Below are 12,873 nucleotides of genomic sequence, written 5' to 3'. Positions count from 1 at the left end.
TTCGATGTAGGAACGGGTTTGGTCTGCGATGGGGGCGATACAGTACTGGCAGAATCTGTTTCACTGGCAGGGTACCCACCAGAATGCAGATGGCCCCATGACCGAGTCTCCGCAACGCTCCGCCTTCTCCCATTTCCATCCCATCCTCACCCGTCCCCAGGACAACGACCACAACGGTCACCTCGCCGGTTCCACCGTGCATGCCTTCTTCGAAACCGCGATCCAGGCTTTCCTGGTCGAACAGGCCGAGCTGGACCTGCGCGACGGTGACCTGGCCGCTTTCGTCGTGAGTTCTGCGGCAGACTTCTTCGCCTTGCCTGGCTTTCCCGACGTACTTGAGGTGGGCCTGGGGGTGACCCGTCTGGCGGGCAGCACCGTTGAGTTCCGCCTGGCGCTGTTCCGCCCGGGCGAGACCGAAGCCTGCGCGGCGGGTGGAGTGGTGCAGGTGTTCATCGAACGCGCGTCGGGCCGCCCGGCGGCACTTCCGGAAACGCTGCAACTGATCCTCGCCGGGCTGTCACTCAATCGTTGAGTCGAATGATCCCTTCGCGCACGGCGAACAGCACCAGGCCGGGCACGTCGTGGATCTGCAGGCGGTGCATGATCTGCGAGCGGTGCGCCTCTACGGTCTTGATGCTCAACCCCAGGCCGTCGGCGATGGAGCGAGTGGTCTCGCCCCGGGCGATCAGGCGCAGGATCTCCAGCTGGCGGGTGGTCAGGGGCGGCGGCTGGACCTGGTTGGCAACGCGCTTGCGGCTGTGCTTGAGGGCCTGGCCGATGACCATCGGCAGCACCGCCGAAGACAGGTACTGGCCACCGCCGCGCAGGGTCTGCAGGGCCTGCTCCAGCTCGGTCACCGTGGCGTTCTTGAGCAGGAAACCATGGGCGCCGAGCTGCAGGCAGCTCATTACATGCTCAAGCTCCGAGCGTGGCGAGAACATCAGCACCCGGCTGGCGGGGGCGCGGATGAACAGTTCCTGCAGGGCCTGTTGGCCGTCCAGTTCGCCGCTCATGTCGAGCACCACGATGTCCGGCTTGAGCTTTTCGGCCAGGCTCACGGCATTCATGGCATCACCGGTGTCGCCCACCACGACGAAATCTTTCTTCTGCTCCAGCAAGGCACGCAGGCCGGCGCGGAAGAGGGGCGAATGATCGGCAAGCAGGATTCGGCAAGGCATGGATTAGGGCCTGTTTCGCAAGGGAAGGGGGGCGGCAGGCCTGCTCGATCCGAAAGCGCACTGCCGCGCAACTGCGCGATCAGTCCTTGTCTGCCGATTGGCGCGGCAGTGCCTATTATCATAGGCGTTCGAACACCGACGGCAGTAGCGGGCGCAGGGGCAGGCCCAGCGCGTGGACGCTTTCGCTGTGGCCGATGATCAGCAGGCCACCGGGGCGCAGGTGCGCTAGCAACTGCTGGAGCATCTCGCTCTTGTAGCGTGGCGCCAGGCTCGACAGCAGGTTGCGCAACAAGATGACGTCGAAGCTGCCGAGGTGGGCAGGCAGGGGCCGGATCAGGTTGATGGCCTCGAAGCGTACCTGCTCGCGCAGGGCTGGTGCGATGCGCAGTCGCCCGGCCGTCTCGCCGACGCCGCACAGGCAGTGCCGGGTCAGCCAGCCCTCGGGGAAGTAGCGGGCCTGGGCGATGTCGTAGATCCCGGCGCCTGCGGTTTCCAGCAGTTGCGGGTCGAAATCGCTGGCCAGCAGCTGCCAGCCTGGGTGGCGGGCTTTTTCTGCGGCGACCATGGCCAGGCTCCAGGCCTCCTCGCCGGTGGCGCAGGCTGCGCTCCACAGGCGAGCGGGGTGGTCGAGCTCGGCCAGCCAGCGGGCCAGGCATTCGAAATGGCGATGTTCGCGAAAGAAGTAGCTGTCGCGGGCGACCAGCAGGCGCAGCAGGTGCTCGTGCTCGTTTGTGCCCTGTGGGCTTTCGAGCAAGCTGAGGTAATGCTCGAAGCTAGCCAGGCCCAGCGCTTTCAGGCGCTTGTGCAGACGTGCCGCGACCACGGCCCGGCGATCATCGGCCAGTTGCACGCCGGTAGCCTGCATCACGCGCTGGCGTATCGAAGCAAAGCCGGCTTCGCTGAGCAGTGGCGGGCGGCGGCTGGGCATCCTTCAGCCTCTCCTGGCTCGGGGCAGACAGATGAGATCGGTGAAGGTCGCGCGCATTCCCTGCGTCCTGTACGTGGTCGAAACAGCGATGATAACTAGTGGCTAGTGGCCTCCATATCGGGGTGGCCCTTAATCCCCAGGCTTGTCTGCAAACGAAAAGGCCCTGCCGGTGAGGGCAGGGCCTTAGGCGTCAGGCTTAAGCCTGGCGATCAGTCATGGCGCCAGTGGCGTTTGTGCTTGCGGTGGCCGTAGTGATGGCCGCGGTCGTAATGGCGGCGGTCATCGTAGTCACGACGGTAGCGGCGCGATTCATGGCGCTCGTCTTCGTCGGCCTTGTTGCCCATGTAGTTACCCAGTGCGCCCCCGGCGCCACCGCCGGCCGCCGCACCGATGTAGCTACCGGTGGTACCGCCCACCGATCGACCAACCACGTTGCCGCCGGCCGCGCCCAGTGCGCCACCGATGGCCGCTTCGCCGCGCTGGCGCTTGTCGGCACCCAGGGCACCGCCGGCCGCGCCACCCAGGCCGGCACCGATGGCACCGCCGGTGCTGCCACCGATCGAGTTGCCCACCACGGAGCCCAGTACCCCACCCAACGCGCCGCCAATGCCGGCCTCGGTGGTGCCGCCTGCCATGGCAACGCCGCTGAGCAGACCGAAAGACAACAACAGAATCGAGGAGTACTTCTTCATCAAGAGAGCCTCAGAGGGATGACGATGCGGAATTTGAGGCTCGGCGAAGCGGCTGGCAATCGGAATCCGACGAGTAGCACGAGTTGTACACAATTCTCTAAGTTATTGAATTGTGTATGAAACTTTCTCGATTTTTGCTTGTCTGAGGTACTTATGACAAAGCCCTGAACCGTTGCGGAACAGGGCTTTTTTGTGGGCGGCGTTCAGCTTTGCCGGGCGCGAATCAGATGATGCGCCCGTCGTCCCGCGCGCGCTCCAGCTTGATGGCGATGAACTTCGACGTCGGCGTGTGGCTGCCGTCACCGATGCTCTCCAGCGGCACCAGCGGGTTCACCTCAGGGTAGTACGCCGCCGCCTGGCCGGCGGGGATGTCGAACGCCAGGAGGGTGAAGCCATGTACCCGGCGTACGTGCTCATCGCCCCACAGTGACACGATGTCGACCTTCTGCCCCGGCTGGAAGCCCAGACGGACGATGTCGGCTTCGTTGGCGAACAGTACGTCGCGCTGGCCGCGCACGCCGCGGTAGCGGTCGTCCATGCCATAGATGGTGGTGTTGTACTGATCGTGCGAGCGCATCGACTGCATGATCAGGTCCGGGAGCTGGCCGCTGGCGCGCACGCGTTCGTCGAGCAGGCTGTCCGGTAGGAGGTTGGCCTTGAAGTTGGCGCGGCCGCTGGCGGTCTTCCACTGGCGGCTGCCGGCGCTGTTGCCGAGATAGAAGCCGCCGGGCAGTCGCAGACGCTCGTTGAAGTCGGTGAAGCCCGGGATGGTGTCGGCGATCAGGTCGCGGATGCGGTCGTAGTCGGCCACCAGCCAGTGCCAGTCCACTGGCTGCTTGCCCAGGGTGGCGGCGGCGATGCCGGCAACCACGGCTGGCTCCGAGCGCATCTGTCGAGACAGCGGCTTGAGCTGGCCGTTGGAGGCGTGGACCATGCTGAAGGAGTCCTCCACCGTCACCGCCTGTGGGCCTTCGCCCTGCAGGTCGATATCGGTGCGGCCCAGGCAAGGCAGGATCAACGCCTGTTTGCCGTGAATCAGGTGGCTGCGGTTGAGCTTGGTGCTGATATGCACGGTCAACTCGCAGTTGCGCAGCGCCTGGGCGGTGCGCTCGGTGTCCGGCGTGGCCTGGGCGAAGTTGCCGCCCAAGCCGATGAACACCTTGGCCCGGCCTTCCAGCATGGCGTGGATGGCCTCGACGGTGTTGTGACCGTTGTGGCGTGGCACCGGGAAGCCGAAGCGTTTTTCGATGGCATCGAGCAGGAACACCGGTGGGCGTTCGTTGATGCCCATGGTGCGGTCGCCCTGCACGTTGCTGTGGCCGCGCACCGGGCACAGGCCGGCGCCCGGTACCCCGAGGTTGCCGCGCAGCAGCATCAGGTTGACGATTTCCTGGATGGTCGGCACCGAATGGCGGTGCTGGGTGATGCCCATGGCCCAGCACATGATCACGCGTTTGCCTTTGCAGTACATGCGTGCCGACAGCTCGATATCGGCCAGAGTCAGCCCGGACTGGGCCTGGATCTGTTCCCATGGGGTGGCGTCGACCACCGCCAGGTATTCGTCCACGCCATGGCCGTGTTCGGCGATGAAGGCATGATCGAAGATGGCCGGCGCGCCGCTGGCCTGGGCCTCACGCTCCCATTGCAGCAGGAACTTGGCCATGCCGCGCAACAGCGCCATGTCGCCGCCCAGCGCCGGGCGGAAGAATGCCGTGTTGGTCGGACGGTCGCTGTTTGTCAGCATCTCCAACGGGTTCTGCGGGTGCTGGAAACGCTCCAGGCCACGCTCCTTGAGCGGGTTGACGCACACCACCTGGGCGCCGCGTTTCACCGCGTCACGCAGCGGGTCGAGCATGCGGGGGTGGTTGGTGCCGGGATTCTGGCCCCAGACGAAGATCGTGTCGGCGTGCTCGAAATCGTCGTAGGTGACCGTGCCCTTGCCCACGCCGACGCTCTGGCCCAGGGCCACGCCGCTGGCCTCGTGGCACATGTTCGAGCAGTCGGGGAAGTTGTTGGTGCCGTAGGCGCGCACGAACAGCTGATAGAGATAGGCCGCCTCGTTGCTGGCCCGGCCAGAGGTATAGAACTCGGCCTGGTCGGGGCTTGCCAGGTTGTTCAGGTGCCGGGCGATCAGGGCGAAGGCGGCGTCCCAGTCGATCGGCCGGTAACGGTCGGTGATCGGGTCATAGACCATTGGCTCGGTCAGTCGGCCCTGATACTCGAGCCAGTAGTCGCTCTGCCCCAGCAGCGCGCTCACGCTGTAGCGGGCGAAGAACGCGGCGTCCACCCGGCGCTTGGTGGCTTCCCAGTTGACCGCCTTGGCGCCGTTCTCGCAGAACTTGACCATGCCGCTTTCGGGCGAGTCGCCCCAGGCGCAGCCGGGGCAGTCGAAGCCTCCGTTCTGGTTGGTCTTGAGCAGGGCGCGGATGTTCTTCAGGGCGTTGTCGCTGCCCACCCAGGCCTTGGCCACGCTGCGCAGCGCGCCCCAGCCGCCGGCGGGGCCGGGATAAGGCTTGTAGCGAGGGGTGGAGGCGGGGGCGTTGTCTGGCAGTTTTTCGTAGGAGGTCACGGCTGTTGCTACTCCGCCGCTGGGCTGAACACCCGCGGTGCGCTGTGTTTGGGCAGATGAATGAGGTTGAGGTTGTGCTTTCGCGCCCATTGCAGGGCCAGGCCGGTGGGCGCGGAAAGGCTCACCAAGGTCTGGATGCCGGCGCGCAGGACCTTCTGGATCAGTTCCAGGCTGCAGCGGCTGGTGACGATGGCCAGCCCCCCTTGGGTGTCGATGCGCTGGCGCAGCAGGGCGCCGATCAGCTTGTCCAGGGCGTTGTGCCGGCCAATGTCCTCGCGGCCCAGCAGCAGCTGGCCGTCGCGGTCCATGAACAGCGCCGCGTGAACAGCTCCGCAATGCTGGCCGAGGGGCTGGAAGGCATCGATGCGCTGGCGCAGGTCTTTCAGCCAGTGCGCGGGCGGCAACGGCGCCCCGGGCAGCACCTCCAGCTCGGGCAATGCCTGCTCCAGTGCCTCGACGCCGCATAGGCCGCAGCCGCTGGTGCCGGCCAGCTGACGGCGCTGATTCTTCAGGTTCCAGAAAGCGCGGCTGGAGATCTCCAGGTCGGCATACAGCGCCGAACCGCTGCCGGAGAGCTTCACATCGTAGATTTCCTCGGTACCGGCGACGATGCCGCTGCCCACGCTGAAGCCGACGGCGAAGTCTTCCAGGTCGGTCGGGCTGACCAGCATCACCGCCTGGTTCAGGCCGTTGTAGACGATCGCCAGCGCCACTTCCTCGGCCAGCGGGGTATTGTCGCGGGCGGCATCGGAAAGCTGGACATAGTCGTAGGTGTTGCTGGCGGCGGGCAGGGCAAAGGGCGTGGACGCCGCGCAGACCGGTGGCTTGCTGTTCATCGGGGCGAATACCGGCTGGCAGTTTGACCCTACAAGCCTAGGCCCCTGTGCCGGTGGCGTCTAATCGCTAGCGTCTATGTCGTGATAGAGCGCGTCGATTGGTCGCAGCGGGGCGGGATGGCCGATCCTGGCCTAGACTCCTGCTTCCATGGATTCACCATCAAAGGAGCGCCACATGAGCCTGTTCAGTTTCGTGAAGGAAGCCGGCGAGAAGTTGATCGACCTGCTGACCCCCGGCAATGCCAATGCCGAGGAACAGTTGAAGAAACACGTCCAGGACGTTGGTTTGGGCAACCCGAACATCTCGGCCACTGTAGAGGGTGACAAGGTCATCCTCAAGGGCGAGGTAAGCAGCCAGGAAGAGAAAGAGAAGATCATCCTGGCGGCCGGCAACATCGCCGGTGTGGCCTCGGTGGATGACCAGATCACCGTCACCGGGCCGGTGGCCCAGGCGGCCCGGTTCATCGAGGTCGAGACGGGTGACACCTTGAGTGCCATCTCCAAGCGGGTCTACGGCGATGCCAACAAGTACAACAAGATCTTCGAGGCGAACAAGCCGATGCTGAAGGACCCCAACAAGATCTATCCGGGGCAAGTGCTGCGTATTCCTGACTGAGGGGGCGCTTGTAGGAGCGGCTTTAGCCGCGATGCGGGCATCGCGGTGCCTGGCACCCGCGTCGCGGGTGATCGCGGCTGAAGCCGCTCCCACGGGGCGAATGCGCAGTTACAACCCTGCCAGCAACGCCCGATAATCCTCTACTGCCCCGAACTCCTGGGTATCGCGTGGCTCGGCCCGACTATCCGGCTGGCGCACAGCCAGCAGGTGCCCCACGCCAAATTGCCGGGCACTGCGGAGAATCGCCAGGGTGTCATCGATGAACAGGCTGCGTGCCGGCTCGAAGCTGATGTCTGCCTGCAACGCATCCCAGAACTGCGGGCTCTCCTTCGGATAGCCATAGTCGTGCGAGCTGATCAGCCGTTCGAAGTAAGGCGCCAGTTCAACCCGCTCCAGCTTCAACGACAGCGAGTCACGGTGCGCGTTGGTGATCATCACCACCCGCTTGCCGGCCTTGTGAATGGCGGCGAGGAAGGTATCGGCATCCGGCTTCAAGGCGATCAGGTCGGCGATCTCCAGCTTGAGCTCGCGGATTGGCAGGCGCAGTTCACGGCTCCAGAAATCCAGGCAGTACCAGTTGAGCGTGCCAGCGTGCTGTTCGAACAGCGGGCGCAGCTCGAGCTCGGCCATGGCCCGGCTCACGCCATGCAGCTCGGCGTAGCGCTGGGGCAAGTGCTCCAGCCAGAAGCGGTTATCGTAATGCAGGTCGAGCAGGGTGCCGTCCATGTCCAGCAGGACGGTATCGATGGCGGACCAGGGAAGAACGGGCATGGGAAATTCTCGATCAGTCGGCAAGCCACGGTATAGTAACCCGTTCACGCCAAGGAGCCGCCCCATGCGCCAGAAACCCACCGTCCTCAGTCGCGAGATCGTCGCCAGCAGCCGTCTGTTCCGCGTCGAAGCCGTGCAGTTGCGCTTCTCCAATGGTACGGAGCGCACCTATGAGCGACTGGTCGGCCGTGGCAATGGCTATGGCGCAGTGATGATCGTGGCCATGCTCGACGCCGAGCATGCCGTGCTGGTCGAGGAATATTGCGGCGGTACCGACGAATACGAGCTGTCGTTGCCCAAGGGCCTGATCGAGCCGGGCGAGGACGTGCTCGCCGCCGCCGACCGGGAGCTCAAGGAAGAGGCCGGTTTCGGCGCGCGTCAGCTGGAACACCTGACAGAGCTGTCGTTGTCGCCCGGTTACATGAGCCAGAAGATCCAGGTGGTCCTGGCCACCGATCTGTACGAAGAGCGCCTGGAGGGCGACGAGCCCGAGCCGATGCGCGTCGACAAGGTCAACCTGCGCGAGCTCTCGGCCCTGGCCATGCACCCGCAGTTCAGCGAAGGCCGGGCGCTGGCGGCGCTGTACCTGGCCCGTGACCTGCTGATCCAGCGTGGGGTGCTGAGCGTATGAATGATCGGCAACTGATGCAGGACGTAGCCCAGCTCGCCTTGTTGGCCGGCGAGGCGACCTTGCCGTTCTGGCGCGCTGACGTGGCGGTAAGCAACAAGGCTGACGATTCACCGGTGACCGCTGCCGACCTGGCGGCCCATCGGGTTATCGCCGATGGCTTGCAGGCGTTGGCGCCGCAGATTCCGGTGCTCTCCGAAGAGGACTGCGACATCCCGCTGGCAACCCGCGCAGGCTGGCAGCGCTGGTGGCTGGTCGATCCTTTGGATGGCACCAAGGAGTTCATCGCCGGTAGCGAGGAGTTCACCGTCAACATCGCGCTGATCGAAAACGGCGAGGTGGTGTTTGGTGTGGTGGCGATGCCAACCAATGGCCGCTGTTACTTCGGTGGGTGCGAGTTCGGTGCCTGGAGGGTCGAGCGTAACGAAGAGGCTCAAACGATCCAGGTGCGTAATGCCCCACCGGCACAGGAGCGGTTTACCGTTGTCGCCAGCCGTCGGCATTCGAGTCCGGAGCAGGAAGCGCTGCTGGCGGGGCTTGGGAGTGCGGTGGGGGAGCTGGAACTGGCCAACATCGGCAGCTCGCTGAAGTTCTGCCTGCTGGCCGAAGGCAGTGCCGACTGTTATCCGCGGCTGGCGCCGACCTCGCAGTGGGATACTGCGGCTGCCCAGGGCGTGCTGGAGGGAGCCGGGGGCGAAGTGATCGGGCTGGACGGGTTGCCGTTCCGCTACCCACCGCGTGAGTCGCTGCTCAATCCGTTCTTCCTGGCGTTGCCCCGCGCGGCTGAATGGCGTCAGGCGCTCGTCGAACTGGCGAGTGCGATCAAGGCTTGAGCTCGTCGGGGCCGCTACGCGCCCCATCGCCGGCAAGCCGGCTCCCACAGGAGTCACCGTTATCTTTGTAGGAGCCGGCTTGTCGTGGCGACGAACCGCGACGAAAGGGGGGCGAAGCACCCCCAGCTTTCAGCGATGCAGCACGTACTGCCCGCTGAACGTCACCGCAGGCTCGTCACTACCCTCGTTGCTCACCACCGTCTCCAGCGTCAGTCGTGCCCGTCCACGACGTTGATACATCGTCAGAAACCGCTCCCAGGTCTTCTCGTCCGGCGCCGGGCAACGTGCCACGGCGGCCCCGGTGACTGGCAGCGGGTAGCTGATCTTCCCTTCCTGGATGACGATATGCCCGTCATCGATCCCCAGCTCGCGCAGACGCAGGTGCAGCCAGCCCCAGCCCACCAGCACCGCGCCGCAATACAGGCTGCCGCCGAACATGGTGCTCTTGTGGTTGACGTTGGGTGCCAACGGCAGCTTCAGGCGCAAGGTGTGTGCCTGCCAATCGATGACCTCCATGCCCATTTCGCGGGTCAGCGGGATGTCGCCGTGCAGTACGGACTGCAGGTACTGGCTGTCGTTGCTCATTGACGATTGTCCTCCTGGTCGTCGTGCCCGCCAAAGCTCAGGCTGTGCTTGCGCAGCTTGTCGTGCAGGGTCTTGCGTGGGATGCCGAGGGCCTCGGCGAGGCTGCGCATGGAGCTGTGCGGCTGCATCAGCTCGGCGGCGATCAGCGAGCGCTCGAACTGCTCGACCTGCTCGCTGAGGTTACCGGCCGGCACCGGGACATGGATATCGTTGGCCGCCGCAGGCGCCTGGCCATCAAGGGCCAGCTCCAGGCCAAGGGCGAAGCGTTCGGCGGCATTCTGTAGCTCGCGTACATTGCCCGGCCAGTTGTGGCGCAGCAGCAGGGCACGCTGCGCCGGTTGCAGGTTGTGGGGCGGCAGGCCATGGCGTTCGCTGGCGGCGTCGGCGAAGTGCTGGAACAGCACCAGGATGTCGTCGCCGCGCTCACGCAGCGCGGGGATACGCAGCGGTGCGACGTTCAGGCGGTAGTACAGGTCTGCACGGAAACGCCCTTGGTCGGCGGCTTGGCGCAGGTCTTCCTTGGTGGCGGCGATGATACGGATATCCAGCGGGATCAGCTGGTTGCCGCCCAGGCGCTCGACCACCCGCTCCTGCAGCAGGCGCAGCAGCTTGACCTGAACATCCAGGCTCATGCTTTCGATTTCGTCGAGGAACAGCGTGCCGCCATTGGCGAATTCGAACTTGCCGATGCGGCGCTTCTGCGCACCGGTGAAAGCGCCCGGCTCATGGCCGAACAGTTCGCTCTCGACCACCGACTCGGCCAGGGCGCCGGCATTGATCGCCACGAACGGGCCGTCGCGTCGGCTCGACAGGTCGTGCAGGGCACGCGCCACCACCTCCTTGCCGGCGCCGGTCTCGCCAAGGATCAGCACGTCGGCGCGAGTGCCGGCCAGGGCGCCGATCTGCTCGCGCAGGCGCTGCATGCCGGGGGATTGCCCGACCAGGCGCGTGGCCAACTGCTGGCGATCGCTCAGGGCCAGGCGCAGGCTACGATTGTCCAGCACCAGGCGGCGCAGGGCCAGGGCGCGGCGCACGCTGTCGAGCAGGGCGTCGCTGGCGAAGGGTTTCTCCAGGAAGTCATATGCCCCGGTGCGCATGGCCTGCACTGCCAGTGGCACATCGCCGTGGCCGGTAATCAGCAGCACCGGCAGTTCGCTGTCACGGGCGTGCAGTTGCTCCAGCAGTTGCAGGCCATCGATGCCGGGCATGCGGATATCGCTGACCACCACGCCCGGCCAGTCCTCCTCCAGGCGTTCGGCCAAGCCCTGGGCGTCGGCCAAGGCCACCACCTTGAGCCCGGCCAGGTCCAGGGTCTGGCTCAGGGCTTGGCGCAGGTGCGGGTCATCATCGACCAGGATCACCTGGGCACGGCTGTCGATCGGTGTCTCGGTGCTCATGCCGAGGTATCCTCCGAAGATTGCAGGTTGGCGCCGGGCTTGGCCACGCGCAGTTTCAGGGTCAGCAGGGCGCCGCCTTCCGGGTGGTTGCCCAGCAGTAGCTCGCCGCCGAGCGCGTGCATCAGGCTTTCGCAGATGGCCAGCCCCAAGCCGAGGCCCTGGGTGCGGGTCTTGGTGGTGAAGAACGGCTCCTTGGCGTGCTCCAGCGCCTGGCGGCTGAAGCCTGGGCCATTGTCGCGAATGTACAGGTAGACGCAGCCGTCTTGGCGCTCGGCACTCAGCCACAGCCTGCGCGGGTTGGCTTTTTCGGTCAGGGCATCGAGGGCGTTGGCCAGCAGGTTGCCCAGCACTTGGCGCAGGCGGGTCTCGCCGGCCTGTACCCACAGCGTGGCCTCGGGCAGGTCGCGCACCAGTTCCACGGCCATGGCCCGGCGACGCTTGGCCAGCAGCGCCAGGGCATCATCCAGGGCCGGTTGCAGGGCAACGCTCTCCGGGGCGTGCTGGTCGCGGCGGGCGAAGGCGCGCAGGTGGGCGATGATCGAGGCCATGCGCCCGGTCAGTTCGCCAATCAGCTTGAGATTGCCGCGCACGTCCTCGGTGCGCTGATGGTCGAGGAGAATCTCGGCGTTCTCGGCATAGGAGCGAATCGCCGCCAGCGGCTGATTGAGTTCATGGCTGATGCTTGCCGACATGGTGCCCAGTACCGACAGTTTGCCGGCCTGGACCAGTTCATCCTGGGCGCGCACCAGCTCCTGCTGGGCGCTCTCGCGCTCCAGTACCGCGCTCTTGAGCCGGGTATTGAGGCCTTCGAGGTCGGCGGTGCGCTCGATCACGCGCTTTTCCAGTTCTTGCCGGGCAAGGGCCTCGAAGTCGATGCGGTCGATGTAGTGGCGTCGGCGCTGCATGACCAGGCCAGCCAGGAGCATGGTCACCAGCAGCGCACCGCCGCCGATGGCCATGACCGTCTGCACCGAGCGATCGACCAGCAGGCGCGGGGCGAGGATGTTCACTTGCCAGCCGGTTTCCTTGATGTCGCGGGTCTGGATCAACCAGGCGTCGCGGTTGAGGCTCAACGGCTGCGGGGCCTGGGTCGGGTAGGGCTGGATGGCGACGATGGCCTGGCGCTCGGCCGCGGTCAGCTCGCGGGTGGCGCGGAAGCGCCAGTCCGGGCGCGAAGTGAGCACGACCACGCCGTTCTGGTCGGTCAGCAGCAATTGTTCCGGGGTGCGGCCCCAGAGGGTTTCGGTGTGGTCGAGGTCGACCTTGACTACCAGCACGCCGATTACCTTGTCGCGATCATGGACAGCGGCGGCGAAGAAGTAGCCGCGCTTGGCCGAAGTGGTGCCCTGGCCGAAGAACCGCCCCAGCTGCCCCTCCATCGCCTCGATGAAGTACGGGCGGAACGAGAAGTTGCGGCCGACGAAGCTGTCCTGCTTGTCCCAGTTGGACGCGGCCAGAGTATTGCCGCTGACATCCATCAGGTACATCACCTCGGCACCGGTCTGCTGGGTGATGCCCTTGAGCAACCGGTTGGCGTTGGTCACCGCCTCGAGGCGCAGCGGGTCGGCCAGCACGCCGCGCAGCGCCGGCAGGTCGCCGAGGATCTGCGGCAGGGTTTCGTAGCGGTGCAGGGTGCCCAGCAGGTTGGCGACGTAGAGGTCTAGGGTCTGGCGGTTCTGTGAGGCCAGCTCATCCTGGTAGTAGCGCTCGGCCAGGTGGTGCAGCGGCCACAGCAGCGGGGCCAGGCACAGCGCCAGCAGGGCCAGGCTGCGCCAGCGGGGGCGGCGGGGAGGCGTGGGTCTTGGGATCATCGCGGTTGATTGCGCCAGAAAGGTCTGGC

General features: G+C 65.7%; 13 protein-coding genes. 4 read left to right on the top strand and 9 right to left on the bottom strand.

Going from position 1 to position 12,873, the window contains the following annotated elements:
• The first annotated feature begins 97 nt into the window (after positions 1–97).
• A complete protein-coding gene (locus LOY42_RS25315) occupies positions 98–532 on the top strand; it encodes a thioesterase family protein (protein WP_139667856.1) in 435 nt (144 codons plus the stop codon).
• Here the strand turns inward: LOY42_RS25315 and LOY42_RS25310 are convergent.
• The 5 genes from LOY42_RS25310 to fdhD form a co-directional block, all read right to left on the bottom strand.
• Complete coding sequence (locus LOY42_RS25310) at positions 522–1,178, bottom strand: response regulator transcription factor (RefSeq protein ID WP_102683455.1); 657 nt, start codon at positions 1,176–1,178, stop codon at positions 522–524. The two genes, LOY42_RS25315 and LOY42_RS25310, sit on opposite strands and share 11 nt — an antisense overlap.
• Positions 1,179–1,296: 118 nt before the next feature.
• On the bottom strand, positions 1,297–2,106 hold the full coding sequence (locus LOY42_RS25305) for a protein-glutamate O-methyltransferase CheR (RefSeq protein WP_258599633.1): 810 nt from the start codon (positions 2,104–2,106) through the stop codon (positions 1,297–1,299).
• 209 nt (positions 2,107–2,315) lie between these two features.
• Entirely contained in the window at positions 2,316–2,798 is a 483-nt protein-coding gene (locus LOY42_RS25300) for a glycine zipper domain-containing protein (protein ID WP_046857505.1), read from the bottom strand.
• 223 nt (positions 2,799–3,021) lie between these two features.
• Positions 3,022–5,367 (bottom strand): FdhF/YdeP family oxidoreductase, encoded by a 2,346-nt coding sequence (locus LOY42_RS25295; protein ID WP_139667862.1) that lies wholly within the window; start codon positions 5,365–5,367, stop codon positions 3,022–3,024.
• Between the two features lie 8 nt (positions 5,368–5,375).
• Positions 5,376–6,203: a formate dehydrogenase accessory sulfurtransferase FdhD gene (fdhD, locus tag LOY42_RS25290; RefSeq protein WP_258599632.1), complete on the bottom strand. Its 828-nt coding sequence runs from the start codon at positions 6,201–6,203 to the stop codon at positions 5,376–5,378.
• A gap of 175 nt (positions 6,204–6,378) precedes the next feature.
• On the opposite strand from fdhD, the gene lysM reads away from it, so the two are divergent.
• The gene (lysM, locus tag LOY42_RS25285; RefSeq protein ID WP_139667866.1) at positions 6,379–6,819 is read left to right on the top strand and encodes a peptidoglycan-binding protein LysM; all 441 of its coding nucleotides are present in this window, start codon (positions 6,379–6,381) and stop codon (positions 6,817–6,819) included.
• 108 nt (positions 6,820–6,927) lie between these two features.
• Here lysM and yrfG read toward each other — a convergent pair whose 3' ends face one another.
• Entirely contained in the window at positions 6,928–7,590 is a 663-nt protein-coding gene (gene yrfG / locus LOY42_RS25280; protein WP_258599631.1) for a GMP/IMP nucleotidase, read from the bottom strand.
• Between the two features lie 64 nt (positions 7,591–7,654).
• Between yrfG and nudE the strand changes: the two genes are divergently transcribed.
• Together nudE and cysQ are read left to right on the top strand one after the other, a co-directional pair.
• A complete protein-coding gene (gene nudE, locus LOY42_RS25275; RefSeq protein WP_023630347.1) occupies positions 7,655–8,221 on the top strand; it encodes an ADP compounds hydrolase NudE in 567 nt (188 codons plus the stop codon).
• Positions 8,218–9,051 (top strand): 3'(2'),5'-bisphosphate nucleotidase CysQ, encoded by an 834-nt coding sequence (gene cysQ, locus LOY42_RS25270; RefSeq protein ID WP_258599630.1) that lies wholly within the window; start codon positions 8,218–8,220, stop codon positions 9,049–9,051. The genes nudE and cysQ overlap by 4 nt, the downstream gene beginning before the upstream one ends.
• A gap of 129 nt (positions 9,052–9,180) precedes the next feature.
• On the opposite strand, the gene LOY42_RS25265 is transcribed toward cysQ, so the two are convergent.
• From LOY42_RS25265 to LOY42_RS25255, 3 genes are read right to left on the bottom strand one after another with little or no spacing between them, the layout of a single operon-like run.
• The gene (locus LOY42_RS25265) at positions 9,181–9,636 is read right to left on the bottom strand and encodes a YiiD C-terminal domain-containing protein (RefSeq protein WP_258599629.1); all 456 of its coding nucleotides are present in this window, start codon (positions 9,634–9,636) and stop codon (positions 9,181–9,183) included.
• On the bottom strand, positions 9,633–11,033 hold the full coding sequence (locus tag LOY42_RS25260) for a sigma-54 dependent transcriptional regulator (protein WP_258599628.1): 1,401 nt from the start codon (positions 11,031–11,033) through the stop codon (positions 9,633–9,635). Before LOY42_RS25260 ends, LOY42_RS25265 begins: the two co-directional genes overlap by 4 nt.
• Positions 11,030–12,844 (bottom strand): ATP-binding protein, encoded by a 1,815-nt coding sequence (locus LOY42_RS25255; protein WP_139668105.1) that lies wholly within the window; start codon positions 12,842–12,844, stop codon positions 11,030–11,032. Before LOY42_RS25255 ends, LOY42_RS25260 begins: the two co-directional genes overlap by 4 nt.
• Positions 12,845–12,873: the final 29 nt, after the last annotated feature.

The sequence above is a fragment of the Pseudomonas sp. B21-023 genome (assembly GCF_024749165.1).
Lineage (GTDB): Bacteria > Pseudomonadota > Gammaproteobacteria > Pseudomonadales > Pseudomonadaceae > Aquipseudomonas.
This window is presented reverse-complemented; position numbering and strand designations above follow the sequence as displayed.

Bases quoted from the DNA above. Each gene is read 5' to 3' on its own strand.
- LOY42_RS25305 (WP_258599633.1), bottom strand. From the start codon at position 2,106: ATGCCCAGCCGCCGCCCGCCACTGCTCAGCGAAGCCGGCTTTGCTTCG.
- fdhD (WP_258599632.1), bottom strand. From the start codon at position 6,203: ATGAACAGCAAGCCACCGGTCTGCGCGGCGTCCACGCCCTTTGCCCTG.
- LOY42_RS25260 (WP_258599628.1), bottom strand. From the start codon at position 11,033: ATGAGCACCGAGACACCGATCGACAGCCGTGCCCAGGTGATCCTGGTC.
- LOY42_RS25300 (WP_046857505.1), bottom strand. From the start codon at position 2,798: ATGAAGAAGTACTCCTCGATTCTGTTGTTGTCTTTCGGTCTGCTCAGC.
- LOY42_RS25310 (WP_102683455.1), bottom strand. From the start codon at position 1,178: ATGCCTTGCCGAATCCTGCTTGCCGATCATTCGCCCCTCTTCCGCGCC.
- yrfG (WP_258599631.1), bottom strand. From the start codon at position 7,590: ATGCCCGTTCTTCCCTGGTCCGCCATCGATACCGTCCTGCTGGACATG.
- LOY42_RS25255 (WP_139668105.1), bottom strand. From the start codon at position 12,844: ATGATCCCAAGACCCACGCCTCCCCGCCGCCCCCGCTGGCGCAGCCTG.
- lysM (WP_139667866.1), top strand. From the start codon at position 6,379: ATGAGCCTGTTCAGTTTCGTGAAGGAAGCCGGCGAGAAGTTGATCGAC.
- nudE (WP_023630347.1), top strand. From the start codon at position 7,655: ATGCGCCAGAAACCCACCGTCCTCAGTCGCGAGATCGTCGCCAGCAGC.
- LOY42_RS25265 (WP_258599629.1), bottom strand. From the start codon at position 9,636: ATGAGCAACGACAGCCAGTACCTGCAGTCCGTACTGCACGGCGACATC.
- LOY42_RS25315 (WP_139667856.1), top strand. From the start codon at position 98: ATGACCGAGTCTCCGCAACGCTCCGCCTTCTCCCATTTCCATCCCATC.
- cysQ (WP_258599630.1), top strand. From the start codon at position 8,218: ATGAATGATCGGCAACTGATGCAGGACGTAGCCCAGCTCGCCTTGTTG.